This is a genomic window from Ahniella affigens (assembly GCF_003015185.1).
GTDB classification, from domain to species: Bacteria; Pseudomonadota; Gammaproteobacteria; order Xanthomonadales; family Ahniellaceae; genus Ahniella; species Ahniella affigens.
This window is the reverse complement of record NZ_CP027860.1, coordinates 5,954,938-5,971,549: the sequence shown is the minus strand read 5'-3', so window position 1 is coordinate 5,971,549 and position 16,612 is coordinate 5,954,938. Positions and strand designations below refer to the sequence as shown.

Below are 16,612 nucleotides of genomic sequence, written 5' to 3'. Positions count from 1 at the left end.
CTCAGGCACGGAGTGTGTTTCCCATCCAATCGGCAGTAGGACCTGCCGTCGGACGTCCGCGTTCACTACGTTCCACTCCGACAGCACCTCTCGGACGATGCTCCGCTCAGCAGAAACGTCACCGGGCGATGCGATCATTACTTTGTAGACAACAGCGGAGTAGCTCATCGGGTGTATATGTCAGGCCTAGCGTTTGAGCTAACCGGCATTTTGCGGCGTAGGGCAATTGGGTTTCATTTCATTCTCGCCCGATTGCCCTACGTCGCAAAATGTCCGGTTGAGCGAATGGTTAGGCATCTCCGTCAATTGCGTCGGGTGCCTTTAATCATTCTCTCAAGCTGCCCTGAGACGATTGCTCGTAGTTCCTCGGAGTTACCGTAATATCTGACCCTCAAGGGCGCGATGTCAAAATGAAGCGAAGTTCCCTCTCTGGCTATCAGGAGTATGTCCAAAGCTTCATTTCCAACGCCGTGCGCATAGCCAAGCTCGTAGTAGACGTTTGGCCTCTCTCGCGTCAAGTCGCAAATAATGAATTCCGCTTGCTCTATAAGTTCGGTTATGTCTCCAAGAACAATACCTGAGCCAGGATTTTCATCAGCTCGCACTGCCGTAAGTTGGAGCTTTGCGCACTCATCTTTAATCGCAGCATACGCCTCGTCCATATCACTTCCTGCCAGCGGCATGATGACGAAGACAAGTCCTGGTTGAAAGTCACCTTGGTCGTCTGGGTCATAGTCGAGCCGACGAAAAGCCTGGTCTGCAAACGTTGATTTTCTGGACATTTGGGTGGCTCGGTGTCTAAGTTTGAGATGCCTAACGAAGCTGTAGAATGAGTGGCCTAGATCTTGCTTCTTTCGGTGGTTGAATTCAAGGGAGTCGGCGGTAGCAGGCTACAAGTATGTCGACATGAGCCCGCAGGTCGTTCCGGCGTTGATGGAGGATCAGCTTGCAGCTGGTTCGTTTACCACTGCGACACAATATCTGATGGATACACTGGAGTTGTTTGGATTCGACTCGCACTGTCGGCATGTCCGGACTGACGACAATCGGCATGTGTGGCCTCGGTGAGCGGCTTGCGCTGTTGGGGCATTCGTTGCTGGGACCAGACGAAGGGAGACTTGGCGGCGCAATTGATTCGCACCATGGCATGACGTTGCCAGATTGAACCTCACCCCGGATCAAGTCCGGGGTGACGACAATAGTTGGTCGGAGCGTGGGGCGCGGATTGCGCCGTGGGGGCCTTCGTTGCTGGGGCCACGAGAAAGGAGACTTGCTGGCGCCATTGATTCGCACCATGGCATGACTTCGCCAGATTGAACCTCACCCAGGTTCAAGTCCGGGGTGACACGTGGGAAGCAGTTTGCGCATGGCGGGGGCGAATCGTCATTTTGGTCATATATGTGAATGATCTACGTTAGACATGATCGGAGAACCCTGGGGTTCGTGGTCGAGCCTGCGCGAATGAGGCTTTCGGATCACCGTTGCGGTGCGGCGAGATTGCCCTGGATCCCGGAATCCGCTGCGCGGCTTCCAGGATGACGACAATAGTTCGCGAGGGCTCGGGGTACGGCTTGCGCCGTGGGTGCTTTCGTTGCCGAGATACGGTGATATGAGTCTTGGTGGCGCTATTGGTTCGCACCATGGCAGGTTGTCGCCAGATTGAACCTCACCCCGGATCAAGTCCGGGGTGAGAAGTGGGAGACAGTTTGCGCATGGAGGAGGCGGATCGTCATTTTGGTCATAGATGTGAATGATCTACGTTAAACATGATCGGAGAGCCTAGGGGTTCGTAGTCGAGCCTGTGCGAATGAGGCTGTCGGATCACCGTTGCAGTGCGGCGAGATCGCCCTGGATCCCGGAATCCGCTGCGCGGCTTCCAGGATGACGACAATGGTTGGTGAGTGCGCTAGGCGCGGCTTGCGCCGTCGGGGCTATCGCTGGTCGGATTTGGCGACGCGAGGCTCGGTGGCCTCGTCGTCCGCAATTCGAGGTGGCGTTGCTTCATCGATTCGCACGATGGCACGATTTCGTCAGATTGAACCTCACCCCGGATCAAGTCCGGGGTGACGACAATAGTAGGTGGGGGCGCGGGGCGCGGCGCGCGAATTGCGCCTCGCCGGCTATTGGTTGCGCTGCCTGTTGTCTGCGACGACGCGGGGCTGGGCTTGCTTAGTCCGCCGGCTGCTTGGCGAGCTCAAGGCGCACCGCAGCTAGCTCCTCATCCACGCTGTCGCGTTGTGCCTCAAAGTGGCGGGCCACCAACACATCAGGTTCGATCGCTGCATCGGGCGTGCTGAAATCATAGCGGCTGGCCAGAAGCGGGATATCTACGGAGACACCGCTGTTCGGCAGGGTCACCCAGGTCAACTGTCCGCCGTTTAGGCCGCGTTGATTGCCGCCCGTTGTTTGGCCCACCAAAGTGGCGGTGCCCGCCATTCGAAACAGCTGCGCCGCCATAAAGCCGGCTGAGCTGTTTTCGCCGCTGATGAGTACGAACACGCGGCCGCGGTAATTCGGATCTAACGGCGCGAAGGTTTGTTCGCCTTTCGCTTTGGGCAGGAATTCCAACATGCCCTTCTGTGGGCCGTCGGTGATCGGGCGGACTTGGCCGGTGCGGTCGAAGAAGCTGTAATCCCAGGTGTCCAGATACTTGGCCAGGATGTAGGGCACGCGTTCGTAGCGGGTCGCGGATTGCTCGGAGCGGATTTTGACCGGGGCATGCAGCACGTGTTGCACGAGTGCGGCAGCAATCGCGCCGTCTCCGCCTTCGTTAAGGCGTAGATCAATGACGAGGTTCGGTACATTCTTCGCATTGAGCTCGGCAAAGTGCGTCGTAAAGAATGCCTGCCAATCGAAATCGCTGTTATAGAACGAGAACGTTGGCAAGGTCATGATCGCTAAGTCTCCGTCCATGCGAAACGTCCACGCTTCGGAGTCGGGTGCGCGATCTTTGCCGGCGAGGCGTTCTTGGCGCGTCTTGAAACTGACTGCGGCGACGCTGACTTGCTGCGTACGGCCGCGATCTTGAAATTCGATCTGCCATCGGCCGTTCTTCGGCGGGCTCAACAGCGGCCACAAGATATCCATCTGGCTGTAGTCGAAGCGGTCGTGGCTGATTTGGCGGAGGCGTTTGCTGTCGCTGTTGCCATCGGCGCGCAGGTACGGCCAGAGTCGGTCGCGAATCTCGGTGGGTGTCTGCCCATTGATGCGGAGGATGTCGGCGCCAACCGGTACGTTTGCATCCGCGCTGGAGATCACCAGAAAGCGGTTCTCGACCCAAATCACTTTGAACGGCAACTTGTTGGCCTTCTCCAGCAACGCCACCTTGATCGGGCCTTCCTGGTTCAGCACGTTGGTCCAGGTATGCCCGCAGCGGATGCTCGCTGCCAGTTTGCTGGCGGCGAGATAGAGATCGGTGACGGTGGTCGCCTTGGCGATTTCAGCGTCGAACTGTTGCTGATCCGCCAGCCATTCGGCTTCGGTTTGGTATTTGGTCAGGCCGGGGTGAAGCTCGTTCAGCGCGCGCTTCAGGACGCGGGCATCCTGCATTGCGGCCTCGGCGCTGATCGTTTCGACGCCTGGGGGCGGGTGTGCGAGGGCGCTGCTGACCGTGAGTAGCAGGCACAGGGCGGCCACGATGAGGCTGTTGGCAAAACCGGATCGGCGATAGAACGCAGCGGGGATGGCGGACATCTTTGGCTCCTGAAGGACCCGACTATCGTCGTCCTCAGCCCGCCCGGACGCGCCTCAAGACCCTGATTTTCCGCAGAAATGTATGATTTGAGACGGTGCCTGGATTCTGCGCCTCGCACCTGCGACAACCCTGCGGTCACTCCGCCTGCCGCTGAGCCGCATCGCGGTACGCCGATGGGGTCAGCCCGGTATAGCGCTTGAAGCAGCGATTGAAACTCGCCTTGGAGCTGAAGCCACATTCCAGCGCCAGGTCCAGGAGCCCGGATTCAGGCGTGTCGATCAGCTTATGGCTGACTGCCTCGACCCGCAGCCGATTGATCAGTTCGTTGAAATTCATACCGAGACCGTCGTTGATTGCCTTCGACAGATCGGTCGTGTTCGTGCCGAGCTTCCGGGCCAGACTCGCCAACGTGAGCTCCGGATCCCGCCACCACCCTGCCGCAACCAATCGGTCCCGCCATGCGTTAGCGCGAGAAGGCCAGTCTGGTTCAGACCGGGTCGCCGGTTCTGGCAAAGGCCGCTCTGGCAGGGGTACGCGGGCCGCCAGTGGCGCTGGGTCGATTGCACCAAACACCGGAAACTGATGCCGCGCATGCCGATACCCCTCGGTGCCCAGGTAGTACACCAGCAGCCCCAGCCATACATAAAACGGAAACCGCTGGAAGTAGTCCAGCTCCATGATCCAGTGATCGATCAGAACCATCGCGAGCCAAAACACCAGCGTCAGCGCGAGCGCGAGCAGAAAGTGTCGGAACCAGTCCATTCTGTGCTCTTCGAGCTGGCTGTGATGGGTGGCCAACCAATCCTGGTAGCGACGGTAGTGCTGATGTGAGCGCCACCAGTAGTAGCCGATCGACATGAACGTGAGTTCGACCAGGATGGGGCCGATCAGCGGCACCTCCCAGGTGTCATCCCAGTCATTCTTGAACGCGACGGGCTGCGCGAAGATCACCGTGTAGTAAATCGCCTGAACGAACACGGGCACAAAATGCCAGGCTTCCCGTGGGCGCAGGGGTTGTCCGCTGAGTTCGCGGACGTGGGCGTAGATCAACGGCCCAATCGCGAGCGACCAGTTGTACGGAAAGAACGACAACCACGGATAGGCGTCGTAGAACCCCGCGTAGCCGATGATGTACGGGAACATCCTGAGCACGATCACGACAAGCAGCAAGGCGAGGAATCGGTTTGCCCGTCGATTGGCGGGACTGAACCAGAGCAGGCTGGCGATCAGCAGCCCAAACAAGGCGCCGATCAGCAGGGTGATGCTCATGCTGCCGAACTGGATCATCTGACTCGTGGCGTAGGGGGAGCGCAAACCTTAGCAGCTGTGCCGTATTGGGCTGAATGTCCCCGCCGCGCTCAGCGAATGCACCCTCCGGATCATGAGCCGAAAGGAGTTTCAGGCCTGGAGCGAAGCGCAGCCACGCATTGCGCTCGCGCTGCCGGCGGACCTCGGCCGCATGCTGTCGCGCAGTGCCCGCTCGATGCTGTTTGAAATCCAACATATGGGGTGACGGGTGGACCCGCTCCCAAAGGCAAATATTCCGCAACGCAATAAGCGGTTGGGATGCCCCGGACGTATGCTGCAAGCGTATTCATGAACGGCCGTTCATGATTTTTGTTGCACTGCACAAAACACTTTGCTAGAGTTTCGTGGTAACCCGCTCATGGTGAGCGTGGAGGGCAAAGCAATGTTCGAACAGTTCAACACCAAGCTGATTGAAGCCAGCAAGCAGTTCGCCGATGCCTCGTTCAAGGCTCACGGCCTCGCCATGGAAGGTTTCGAGAAAGTTGTCGGCATTCAGATCGCCGCTCTGGAAGAGCGCGTGAATGCAAACGCCGTATTCTTTGGCAAGGCTACCGAAGCCCGTGGCCTCGAAGCCGCGAAGTCGCTGCTGCCGGAATCGATCGCGCTGACCCGCGAAGCGACCGAAGCCACGATCGCGCGTTCGCAGGAAGTCATCGGCGTCGTCACCAAGACCAACGAAGCGATCACGGCCCTGTTCAAAGGCCAAATCGAAGCCGCCAACGAAGCATTCGTGAAGCCGGCTGCGAAGAAGGCCGCGAAGTAATTCGCGCAGCAAGCGGTCTCATGACCGCTTGCTTGGCGGACGAACGGTCATCGGCGTCGCCCGAGCGGCGTGTCAAGCGCCTTTCGACCTACATCCGCTGACGGTGAACTTTTTCGTTCACCGAGCTGTCAGTGAAGCCTGTGTAAGCTTCCCGTCAGTAGCAAAGTTTGCGTGGAAGACGTTGCGCATAGTCCTCCCTCCCCTTTGTATTGCGCGCAACGTCATTTGAGGCCAGCGAGAAATCGCTGGCCTCGTTTTTTTCCGGATCGGAAACGTTTCAGATCGATGACAACGAGCGTGGCGTCGGCACTCAGGCGCGCACGGCTTTGACGCGCTTCGCGACCGATCGCTTGATCACATACACCGACGCGGGTGGCACATTCCAAATGGTCCAGCCGGTGCGGCGCGCGTGCAAACCCAAGGCTTTCATGACTTCGCGCTTGACCGGGCACGTTGGGCCATACGTGAATTGCACGAGCCGGCCCTGAGGCGCCAGCACGGCAAATGCCGCTTCGAGAATGTCCTGCTGCAACTCTTTCGACATCGACAGTAAGCCGAGCCCCGAAACGATCACGTCAACCTCACCCGGCGCACAGAAGTGGGCTTGCTCGACCACTTTGGGCAACTCCCGCGCATCGGCGCACACTACGTTCGCCTGCGGGAACCGGGTGCGAAGATGCAGGTGCAAGGTCTCATTCAACTCGAACACAAGCAGGCGCTCGCCCGCGATACCGTGCTCCAGCAGCGCCTCGGTGAATACCCCCGTGCCGCCCCCGAGTTCGACCACATACTTCGAATCCTTCGGAACTTCGCGCATCATCTCCGCGGCCAACTCTTTGCTGCTCGGCGAGATCGCTGCGGTGGTCAACGGCGCCTTCAGCCACTGCTGGAAAAAGGTCCAGGCAGTCTCCGCCTGGGCGCGTCTGGCCTTCAGGGTGGCTTTGAGTTTGTCCGTCTTGATAACCATGCATTCGTTCCACAAACGCCGGTGATCATACGGGAAGCCGTTTCCTTGTCTACCCGGTACGGCCAAAACGGGCCCCTCGCCGGGGTAATCGACCCCGCCCCGGCTTTCTTTGCCCGGGCGATTGCCATACGCTCGCGGCCACTCGCAGGAGACCCTGGATGGCCAAGATTCGCATCGCCCTCGCCCAGTTTGATTTTCACGTTGGCGCGATTGACGCCAATGCCGACCGGATGGTCGCGCTGGCCGAAACGGCGCGGCAGGGCGGCGCCAAACTGATTCTATTCCCCGAATGCGCGCTGTCCGGGTACCTGGCCGAAGACTTGTTTCTGCGCCCGAGTTTCGTGCAGACCTGCGACCGTGAGCTGGCCAGGATTGTGCCGCTGATTCAGGGAATCGATGCCGTCATCGGCCATCCGATCAGCGAAGGCGACCAGTTTTTCAACGCGATGAGCTGGATCCGGAATGGTCGAACCCTCGTCCGTTATCGCAAGCAGGCGCTGCCCAACTACACGGTTTTCGACGAAAAGCGTTACTTCGACGCTGGTGATCAGGCCGCCGTCGTCGAGATCGATGGCGTCCGGTTTGGCCCATTGATCTGCGAGGACATCTGGGAGGAATTTCCGGCCCGCCGGGCGATGCAAGCCGGCGCCGAGGCACTATTGGTGATCAATGCGTCACCCTTTGACCCGATCAATCGCGCGCGCCGGCATCAGGTCGTATCGGCCCGCGCGAAGACCCATCAGGTGCCCATCGCTTACGTCAACATCGTCGGGGGTCAGGACGATCTCGTGTTTGATGGCGGCGCGTTCGTGGCCGCGCCCGATGGCAGCCTGAGCCCGCCGGCTCCGGCGTTTGAAGACCACTTGCTGTACGTCGACTATGATTCGGAGGCGCGGCGCTTTGAACCGCTGAACTGGCCCAAGCCCGAGGCGTCCGATGATGCGCGCCTGTACGCCGCCCTGGTCCGGAGTATTCGGGACTATGTGGACAAGAACAAATTCCCGGGAGTGCTGCTCGGCCTGTCCGGCGGCGTCGATTCCGCACTCACTCTGGCGCTCGCGGTCGATGCCTTGGGCAAGGACCGGGTCACGGCGGTGATGATGCCGTCCCGTTACACGTCTGATTTGTCCCGGAACGAAGCGGCCACGCAGGCCGAGATGCTCGGCGTGGCCTATCACGTGGTGCCGATCGAGCAACCGTTTCAGGCGTATCGCGACACCCTGGCACCGCTGTTTGCCGGGCGCGCACCGGACATTACCGAAGAAAACCTGCAGGCCCGAATCAGGGGCATGATTCTGATGGCCCTGTCGAACAAATTCGGCGCCATGGTGCTGACCACCGGCAACAAGAGCGAGATGGCCTGTGGCTACGCCACGTTGTACGGCGACATGTGCGGTGGCTTTGCGCCGTTGAAGGATGTGTACAAGACCGAAGTCTGGGATCTGTGCCGCTACCGAAACACCGTATCGCCCGCCATTCCCGAAGTCGTCATCACCCGCCCACCATCGGCCGAGCTCCGCGACAACCAGACCGATCAGGACTCACTGCCGCCCTATGAGATGCTCGACCAGATCCTGATGCGCTACATCGAGCACGACAAATCCCGGGCCGAAATTATCGCCGAAGGGTTTGACGAGGCCACCGTTCAGCGCGTCGTCCGGTTAGTGCTTCGAAACGAGTACAAGCGCCGACAGTCGGCGCCGGGCCCGCGCATTACCCGCAGGGCGTTTGGCCGTGACCGCCGATATCCGATCACCACTGGCTGGCGCTGACCGTCCATCCGGAGCGACGCGGCAGAACACCCCGGGGTGACGCGCGGTGATCGGGGCTTCTGGCACCGAAGTTGATCTGAATTCGGCCGGGAAGACATTGAGAAATGCCGCCTGTCGGTGTTCCAATCCGGAGGTCGGGACGCGGCGCCACGTCCGCCTGGTTGCCGGCACCCACCACCTGATCGATGTGGAGCACCGCATGAACACTCGGATCCTGGGCCTCGCCCTGCTGTGCCTCGCCGCCATTGGCCATGCCGACGCCGCCGCACGGCGACCCGCCGGCTTCTACGCCGACTATGCCAAGGTCACCAACCGTGAGTATCGCGACTGGAACAAGGCGTTCCGCGAAGCGCGGGCATTGGAGGAAATCGCCGATGGTCTGAACCAGATGGTCCGGATTCCCACAGCCGTTGCGCTGACGTTCGACGAATGTGGCGAATCCAATGCCTTCTACGACCCGGACGAACAGCGCGTCACCATGTGCTTCGAAATGGCCGAGGAAGTCGTCGAGATGTTTGCCGACGAGAAATCCGAGGACGAGCTCGATGACCTGGTTGCCGGCACGCTGCTCTTTTTCCTGGGCCATGAAGTCGGTCATGCGCTCACGCACGTTCTCGATCTGCCGATCACCGGCAAGGAAGAGGATGCGGTCGACCAACTTGCAGTCCTGCTCCTATCTGATGGCAGTGAAGATTCCGAGAGCGCCCTGGTCGCCGTATCCGAGACATTCGCTCGATGGTCTGACGAAGAAGAAGCCGACGACGACACATTCGCGGACGCGCATTCGCTGAACTCGCAGCGGCTCTACAACATCCTGTGCTGGTCCTACGGCCGAGATCCGGAAGCCTATAGCGATCTCGTCGACGATGGGTTTCTGCCCGAAGATCGCGCCGAGGGCTGTGCCGACGAATACGATCAGCTCAGCCGATCCTGGGGCCGGCTGCTCGACGATCACTTGGTGGCCGACGCGCCGCCTGCCCGCAAGGTGATCAAGAAACGCTCAGGTGGCAGTCAGCGCTGACCCAACGGCCCGCATCGGGATCAGTGTTCATGTCGGCGATATTCTGGCGCTAAGGCAACGCGCCGGTTGACGCCCGAGCCAGTGCGCCCCATGAGTACGCTGTTGCAAAAATCCGGGTTTGGTAGCAGTCTGCGGCGAACAGGCAATAGCTCCCTTTCAGACAGGACCAATCATGCAACGCTGGGTCAAGCTTCCAAATGGCAACGTCATCGATGCCAATCGCGTCATGCTGATCACCAAGCCGGAGTCGTACCCAAAGATGGACGACGACGGCAATGACGGGTTCGAGTGGGCCGTCACGATTGGTACCGGTTTCTCCAGAGACACCCAGGTGATGGTCACCGGCACGAAGGACGAAATCGCGCTGGTCATCAAGAATCTGATCGGCGCGGGCTCGTAGTCGCAACCAAACAGGGTGGGACGCTGATCAAAAACGTCATGCCAAACGCGCCGGGCCGAATGTTCCGAGTGCCGCTGCGATTCACGGCGGCGACGCTTCTGGTCGGGCTGCTCTGGCTCCTGTTGCTGGTCATGTCCGGTCTGGCGCCAGCTGCCATCGGCTCCATCGATCGGCTGCCCTTGCTGCTCGCCGCACTGGCGTTTTTCGGCTTTGCGGCACGCCGTGCCAAAGGGCGCGAACATCTGGCGTGGACCTGCCTGACGTTGGCAATCGCGGCAATACTTGGCGGTGAAATCAGTTGGGCCGTAGCGTTCTTCCAATCGCGCAGCAACCCGGCCTTTGGCGTCTCCGACTATTTCTATCTGAGCTATTTTCCGCTCATTACCGCCAGTATTCTGCTGTTGCCGAAACACTTGCAGTCGCGCGCCGAAACGGTGCGGTTCTTGCTCGATGCTGGCATCGTGGTAGTTGGTGGCGGCATGTTGATCTGGTTGCTGGCCATTGCACCCGGGCTGGCACGACAGTCCGATCCGCGTGCCGGCGTGGTGGCGCTGGCTTACGCCATCGGCAATCTGCTGACCATTGTGGCCGCCGCTACCATGTTGCTTCGCCTGCCAATTGGCAGCGCGCGGCAGGTCTACCTGTTTCTCGGCCTCTCGCTGCTTGCCAGCCTGGCCGGCGACTTGACCTGGATTCTGCAGCAATTGCTGAGCAGCGATACGACGGTTCCAACGTGGCCACGGATCTTCTGGTTCCTGCAGGCCTTGCTCCTGGTCGCCGCGGGTGAGTGGCACTACCGGTTTCACCCGGATTGGTCGCAAGCACCGATTCGGCGGCAGGCCTCGCTGCCAGCGCTGCCCTATCTCTTTCTGTTGATCGGCTATGGTCTGATTGCCGTGATGGCCTGGAGCGGGCAGCTCGGCACACTGCGCATGCTGCTGGTTGGCGGCTTGGTGTTGACGGTGTTTGTGGTGCTGCGCCAGGCGCTGGCGCACCATTTGCATAGCCAGCTACAGGTCGAGCAGGACCGCCTCGCTTCTGAGTCGAAGCTCGCCAAGCTGATCGAGAACGCCGCCGAAGGCATTGCCGTGCTGAACGCAAACTATCGGATTCTGTATGCAAGCCCGGCGGTGGGACGCTTGTTGCGGCTCCCGGTGGCGCGCCTGCTCGATCGTTCGATTCTGGAGTTCCTTGCACCGGACGACGCCGATTCACTGCGACAGTCGCTGGCCGAACTGGGCGGGATCACAGGCCGCAGCAGTCGCAAGTTGATGCTGCGACTGCTGCCGCAAGGGTCGGGCATGATCTGGGTCGAGATCACGATGAGCGATCGTCGCCGGGACCCAGAGCTCGCCGGCATCGTCCTCAATCTGCGTGACGTGACCGAGCACCACCAGCTCGAAGACCAGATGCGCTTTGAGGCTCTGCATGACGCCCTGACCCATCTGCCAAATCGCGATCTGTTTCTGGACCGGGTGACCAGGGCGCTGAGCGGGGCTCCCGTCGGTCAACACGGCGTGTTGGTCCTGGCGCTGACCGCACTGCGGCAGATCAATGACAGCCTGGGCCACAGCTTTGGTGATCAGGCCCTGATCCTGACGGCCGAGCGGCTGCGCCAGACGCTTGGTACCGACACGGCGTTGGCCCGCCTCAATGCAGAAGAATTTGCGGCGTTGCTGGACGCTTCGGTCCTGGATCATCGGATCGATCAGATTCATGCGGCCTTTGCCGAGCCGTTGCAGCTCGGCCAGCACCGAATGCCGGTGAGCCTCGACATTGGCGTCGCTTTGAGCCGAACGGGCGCCACCGCACACGAATTGCTTCGGGACGCAGACACCGCCTGTTCACGCGCGCGTGATCAGCATGGCCCCAAGCGCTACGAACTGTTCGCCGTGGAGCAGCATGAGCAGGCGATGGCCTGGCTTGCCTTGCAATCCGCGTTACCGGAAGCCATGGCGCAAGGCCGATTCCAAGTACAGCTCGAACCCATCATTGGTTTGATTGACGGTTTTCCGTTTGGCCTGCGGCCCAGGCTCCGATGGTCTGACCCGGCCCGTGCGGCGTTTCCGATTGAGCGCGTCCGCGAAGTGATCGCGAGCGGCAACCCGCTCGGGTTGAAAGTCGCGGAGTGGGTTATCAGCGCGGCCGAGCGCGAGTATGCGTCGGTACTGCGTTTCCTGCCGGCGGCAGCATCGCTATCGCTATTGACACCGGTTAACGGCTCTCTGCTACTGCTCGGTGGTTTGGCCGAACGCACGCAGCAACGAACCGACGAACTCGGAATTCCACCGGTAAACTTGATGTTCTCGGTGACCGAGACCACCTTGTTTAGCGAGGGCGGCCAGGGCTTTCAGCGTTTGCGCGAATTGCGACAAGTGGGTGCGCGTTTGGCACTCGCGAATTTCGGTGGGCGTGGCTCCTCGCTCGCTGCATTGCAGGAGCCCATGTTCGACACCATTGTGCTGGCTCGCGATCTGGTTGCCCGGCTCGGCCCCGGGTCACGCGCCAACGCGCTCGTCCGCGGCGTTATCGCAGCCGCTGAGGCGGTCGGCACCCGCGTGATTGCAGCGGGCGTAGATTCCGAAGCACAGAAAGAGTTCCTGATCGATCAGGGCTGCGTCTATGGGCTTGGGCAGGCTCTGTCGAAGGCCATGCCAGCCGAGCATCTCTTGCCCTGGCTAGGTGGCCGCTATCATGAGCGGGAAGCGCGCTGAGCGATCAGACCCTCGCTGAACAAGGCTCGCTACGGGACTCAATACACCCGTCACAACTTCATATTCATGATCGACTTGGCCAAGTGCCTGCCGCGAATGCGACAATGCTGTTTTCGCCACAGGATTACCCATGTTTACGGGATTAGTTCAAGCCATGGGCACGATCATCACGACCGAAACCCGCGGCGGCGACTGCCGCCTGTTGGTCGACAGCCGCGATCTGCCCGGTATCACTACAGTCCAATTGGGTGACAGCATCGCGCATGCCGGCGTTTGTCTGACTGTGGTCGGCAAGGACGGCACGATGCTCGCCTACGACGTGTCCATTGAGACATTGTCACGAACCACGCTGCAACACTGGCAGGCGGGTCAGCGCGTCAATCTGGAGGGCTCACTCAGAATGGGCGATGCATTAGGCGGCCACTTGGTCAGCGGTCATGTCGACGGCGTCGGGCAACTGGTGGACCGGCAGCACGATGCACGCGCGATTCGGATGCGCTTTCAGATGCCCGTCGCGTTGGCGCCATTCATTGCGGAAAAAGGTTCGATTGCGGTTGATGGCGTGAGCCTGACTGTCAACGCCGTGACCCGCGACACATTCGACGTCGCGATCATTCCGCATACTGCGGTCGTTACCACGCTTGGACTCTGCAACGTTGGCGACCCGGTAAACCTGGAAATCGACTTGATTGCCCGCTATGTCGCGCGCATGCGCGCATTTCAGTAGGCGGCATCCGCGTTGGGAGATCACGAACGCCAAGTCCGCGCAAGTGCTGATTCGTAAAACTTTGCAGGATCAGTGCAGACTGGATCACAGAATTTCGTCAGCAATCGTCAACGATGGCTGTACACACTTGGCGAAAGTGCGATTTCTCGGGAAAGTCGGATGATGGCAAATGATCTGATAAATACCTTGAAACGATTGCATTTGGGCGGACTGCGACAAACCAGTATCAACCGGCTGCAGCACGTGCTGTTTGGCGGGATGCTGGTGCTGCTGGGGCTGGGCTCAGCCTTTGCCCAGCAGTTGGAACGCGCCCCCGACACGGCATTTCGCTATCTCAGTTGGAACGTGTCGCGCGAGAATTTTATTGAGCGCCAGTCCGACATGTTGGCGATCTTGCGCGCCGCCAAGGCCGACGTGATCATGCTCGACGAATTACCCAAAGACGTGACGCATGAGTCACTCGTCACATTCGCCACCAAGATCGACGGCGACACGTGGCAGGTTGTGCTGGGTCAGGGTGGTGGCATCTACCAACGCGCTGCGGTGATCTCCCGCCAGCCGAGTCGACGCCTCGACGCCTTTGATCAACTGGGTTATGCCGATTCGCATCGGCAGGAATGGTTGGCCGACGCCGGCTTGGAACGCCGCAGTCTGGAATTCAACCTGAGCCTCGGTATTCCCGTAGCCGCAGCAGAGCTTGAGTTCACGCCGTTCACATTGATCGTAGTGGGCATGGACCTGCAATGTTGCGGCAACAGTCCCGGCGCCTGGCAAGAACGCCGGCGACGTGCTGAGACCATGACGATCCGAGACACGCTGGACCAGACCTGGACGCACCAAACCGCCGTGATCGTATCGGGCGACTTCAACAACGTTCAGGGCATGATGCCGGTCGAAACGATTGCCGGAGCGCATCTTGCTGATCCGAGCCGACATTTGCGGCGCGCCGAAGCCGTGCGCCCGGATGGCCAGACCGATTGGACCTGGGACGGCCGTAACACCGAGTTCCCGTCGCGCCCACTCGATCATGTGCTGTACAGCGATGCATTGAGCGTGCTTAACGCCCTGGTGCTGGATACCGAGACATTGCCGGACGCCACACTGAAAGCGAATGACTTGACGAGCGACTTGTCGAACCACTGCTCGGATCATCGCCCCGTCGTGGTTGATTTTGGCTGGGCAGTGCAGGTGCCACCGAGCCGCATGGAGCCACCTGCGACGCCGTAGTCATTCCGCCCAAGTCGTCGCAGCCGCAAAAGGCTTCGGAATCAGAAAGCCAGATCACGTCGCCGCGATTGCGGCATCCGACGCGGCGGAACAGTTGGTGCAATACACAGTGCCCAGTCGTTGGTGATATCGCACCTCGGTCCCGGGCTCGATGATCGCCTCGCAATGATCGCAAAGCGTCCCGCTGTCCAGCGTCGTCACCGCCAAACCGTCCACGGTAAGCGCGACGCCATCGATCTGCCTTGGGACGGACGCTGCCTTCACGATATCGGCTCGGAACCGTTCTTCCAGCGCGTGGCAGTGGCTGAGCCAGGGCTCTTGCACGCCTTGCTCGATCAGCGCCGCGCGCATCAAGCCCAGTCGATAATCGAACAAGTCGTCGGAGATCACCATCCAATGATGGGCATTGCGCGGCCGCTGCCCAAAGTAGTCGCGACTGCCCGTGATCAGACTCTTGAGAAATGAATATTGCTTCTCGATGAGCCGCTGCTGGGTGACGCCTCGAAAGTATGGCGACAGCAGCGGATCGGCGAATACTCGCGCGTAAAAAACTCGGAGCGCGGCTTGCAAGAGCCGCCCTTCCGCGAGCGCTGCCCAAAGTTCCGGATTTGCGGTGGGCACACCGTCCTCAACCCAGCGTCTCCGAAACCGCTCTACCACAATTTGCGCCGCCGGGATCCCGCGCGCGCGGAGCGCGTCACGCGCCGAATCAACCATGTCGGGCCGACCGGCTATTGCAACGACGAGACCCGGCGCCCAATCGAGTCGGTCGAACTGCGCGGTGACGCGACCTTCTGCGATATCGGGGACCCGCTCAGCGCTCAGGCACGGCACATACCGGAACCCATCATGGGCCGACGCCAGCGCCTGCAACGTGTCGTGCAGATACAAGCCATCCCGTCGGCGTGCGCCATGGACAAACTGAATGCGTCGACGCGGCGACGCCAGCAGCGCCTCATGCGCGAGCGCCAACAACGGCGCGGCGCCGGTTCCCGTTGCCACCATCAGTACCGGCCGATCGGGTGCAAACCCTTGCAGACTCAATTCGCCCGATGGCGCGTGCATCGAGACGGTGTCGCCTGGCTGCACGTCGGTGCACAACCAAGCGCTCACCAACCCGCGAGGGCGGTACTGAACGTGAAGATCGAGGAAGTAGTCATGTTTCGGCAAACTCGCGATTGAGTAGGGCCTGGCCGTGCCACTGGGATGCACCACCTGGATATGCTGACCCGGCTGAACGTTCAGATTGCAATGCGGCTCAAAGCGCAGCAGCAGCACGTCGCCACTCAGCACATGGCGCTCAACCAGCACCGCATCGAACGCGATGTCGGCCGGATCTGGACGAAACATCTTGAGATCGTCCTCTGGCCGGCACTTGCAAGGCAGGAAATAGCCTTTGGCGCGGAGTGAATCGCCCAGTCCGGCTTGCGATGCCTTGGGCAATTGAGCGCCCGGCGCCCGCATCATGCAAACGTGACAGGCGCCAGCCCGACACGAGAATTGCAGCGCGACGCCTTGCCGAAGGCAGGCCTCGAGAACAGTTTCGCCGGCACCAACGGTGATGGCATTTGCGTCGTACCAAACTGTGGCCATTGCCGCTAGGCCAGCATCTCGGCGAGCTTTTCGGCGGTCTTGCGTGCTTCGATCAGAATCCGGCCCAGCTGAGCATGGGCACCACAGGATACGGCCAACACAATTTGCTGGTTGACTCGTACGAGCAGCATTGAACCCTGATGACCTGCGACCAGTAGCTGCTGCAGATCGCCGCGCTCAATTTCGGAAGAGGCGCGTTCAGCCAACATCAGAAGGGACGCACACATCGCTGCATAGCGCTCGGTATTCACGCCGGCAGACAGCACCGACGCGATCATGTTGCCATCACCAGTCATGACGGCCATCGAGTCCAACTCTGGCACCGCGGCGATAGCGCCGCGGAGCAGAGAGCGAACTTGTGACAACGTGATGCTGGTCATCTTGCCAAGTGGCAGTTCGGACACAGGGGTCCCTCAGTAACGACGC

14 protein-coding genes are annotated in these 16,612 nt (G+C 60.4%); 8 read left to right on the top strand and 6 right to left on the bottom strand.

What is annotated here, in order from left to right:
• Nucleotides 1–302: 302 nt before the first annotated feature.
• From C7S18_RS23415 to C7S18_RS23405, 3 genes are all read right to left on the bottom strand, one after another.
• A complete protein-coding gene (locus C7S18_RS23415; protein WP_106893858.1) occupies nucleotides 303–782 on the bottom strand; it encodes a hypothetical protein in 480 nt (159 codons plus the stop codon).
• A 1,387-nt stretch (nucleotides 783–2,169) separates the two neighbouring features.
• A complete protein-coding gene (locus tag C7S18_RS23410; RefSeq protein ID WP_106893857.1) occupies nucleotides 2,170–3,693 on the bottom strand; it encodes a S41 family peptidase in 1,524 nt (507 codons plus the stop codon).
• A 136-nt stretch (nucleotides 3,694–3,829) separates the two neighbouring features.
• Nucleotides 3,830–4,963 (bottom strand): helix-turn-helix domain-containing protein, encoded by a 1,134-nt coding sequence (locus C7S18_RS23405; RefSeq protein WP_170113459.1) that lies wholly within the window; start codon nucleotides 4,961–4,963, stop codon nucleotides 3,830–3,832.
• 112 nt (nucleotides 4,964–5,075) lie between these two features.
• Between C7S18_RS23405 and C7S18_RS25170 the strand changes: the two genes are divergently transcribed.
• Together C7S18_RS25170 and C7S18_RS23400 are read left to right on the top strand one after the other, a co-directional pair.
• Nucleotides 5,076–5,207, top strand: coding sequence for a hypothetical protein (locus C7S18_RS25170; protein WP_276309421.1), 132 nt, complete (start codon nucleotides 5,076–5,078; stop codon nucleotides 5,205–5,207).
• Between the two features lie 177 nt (nucleotides 5,208–5,384).
• Entirely contained in the window at nucleotides 5,385–5,765 is a 381-nt protein-coding gene (locus C7S18_RS23400; protein WP_170113458.1) for a phasin family protein, read from the top strand.
• Between the two features lie 310 nt (nucleotides 5,766–6,075).
• Here C7S18_RS23400 and C7S18_RS23395 read toward each other — a convergent pair whose 3' ends face one another.
• Complete coding sequence (locus tag C7S18_RS23395) at nucleotides 6,076–6,732, bottom strand: class I SAM-dependent methyltransferase (protein WP_106893854.1); 657 nt, start codon at nucleotides 6,730–6,732, stop codon at nucleotides 6,076–6,078.
• A 158-nt stretch (nucleotides 6,733–6,890) separates the two neighbouring features.
• Here C7S18_RS23395 and C7S18_RS23390 point away from each other — a divergent pair, with 158 nt between their 5' ends.
• The 6 genes from C7S18_RS23390 (at nucleotide 6,891) to C7S18_RS23365 (ending at nucleotide 14,593) form a co-directional block, all read left to right on the top strand.
• A complete protein-coding gene (locus C7S18_RS23390) occupies nucleotides 6,891–8,504 on the top strand; it encodes an NAD+ synthase (protein ID WP_106893853.1) in 1,614 nt (537 codons plus the stop codon).
• A gap of 199 nt (nucleotides 8,505–8,703) precedes the next feature.
• On the top strand, nucleotides 8,704–9,525 hold the full coding sequence (locus C7S18_RS23385; protein ID WP_106893852.1) for a DUF4344 domain-containing metallopeptidase: 822 nt from the start codon (nucleotides 8,704–8,706) through the stop codon (nucleotides 9,523–9,525).
• Nucleotides 9,526–9,697: 172 nt separating this feature from the next.
• Complete coding sequence (locus C7S18_RS23380) at nucleotides 9,698–9,925, top strand: hypothetical protein (protein WP_106893851.1); 228 nt, start codon at nucleotides 9,698–9,700, stop codon at nucleotides 9,923–9,925.
• Nucleotides 9,926–9,963: 38 nt separating this feature from the next.
• On the top strand, nucleotides 9,964–12,639 hold the full coding sequence (locus C7S18_RS23375) for a putative bifunctional diguanylate cyclase/phosphodiesterase (protein WP_106893850.1): 2,676 nt from the start codon (nucleotides 9,964–9,966) through the stop codon (nucleotides 12,637–12,639).
• Nucleotides 12,640–12,769: 130 nt separating this feature from the next.
• A complete protein-coding gene (locus C7S18_RS23370) occupies nucleotides 12,770–13,366 on the top strand; it encodes a riboflavin synthase (RefSeq protein WP_106893849.1) in 597 nt (198 codons plus the stop codon).
• Between the two features lie 186 nt (nucleotides 13,367–13,552).
• Entirely contained in the window at nucleotides 13,553–14,593 is a 1,041-nt protein-coding gene (locus C7S18_RS23365) for an endonuclease/exonuclease/phosphatase family protein (protein ID WP_206207948.1), read from the top strand.
• A 54-nt stretch (nucleotides 14,594–14,647) separates the two neighbouring features.
• On the opposite strand, the gene C7S18_RS23360 is transcribed toward C7S18_RS23365, so the two are convergent.
• Nucleotides 14,648–16,186: an FAD-binding oxidoreductase gene (locus C7S18_RS23360; RefSeq protein WP_106893847.1), complete on the bottom strand. Its 1,539-nt coding sequence runs from the start codon at nucleotides 16,184–16,186 to the stop codon at nucleotides 14,648–14,650.
• 5 nt (nucleotides 16,187–16,191) lie between these two features.
• Complete coding sequence (locus C7S18_RS23355) at nucleotides 16,192–16,590, bottom strand: roadblock/LC7 domain-containing protein (RefSeq protein WP_106893846.1); 399 nt, start codon at nucleotides 16,588–16,590, stop codon at nucleotides 16,192–16,194.
• Nucleotides 16,591–16,612: the final 22 nt, after the last annotated feature.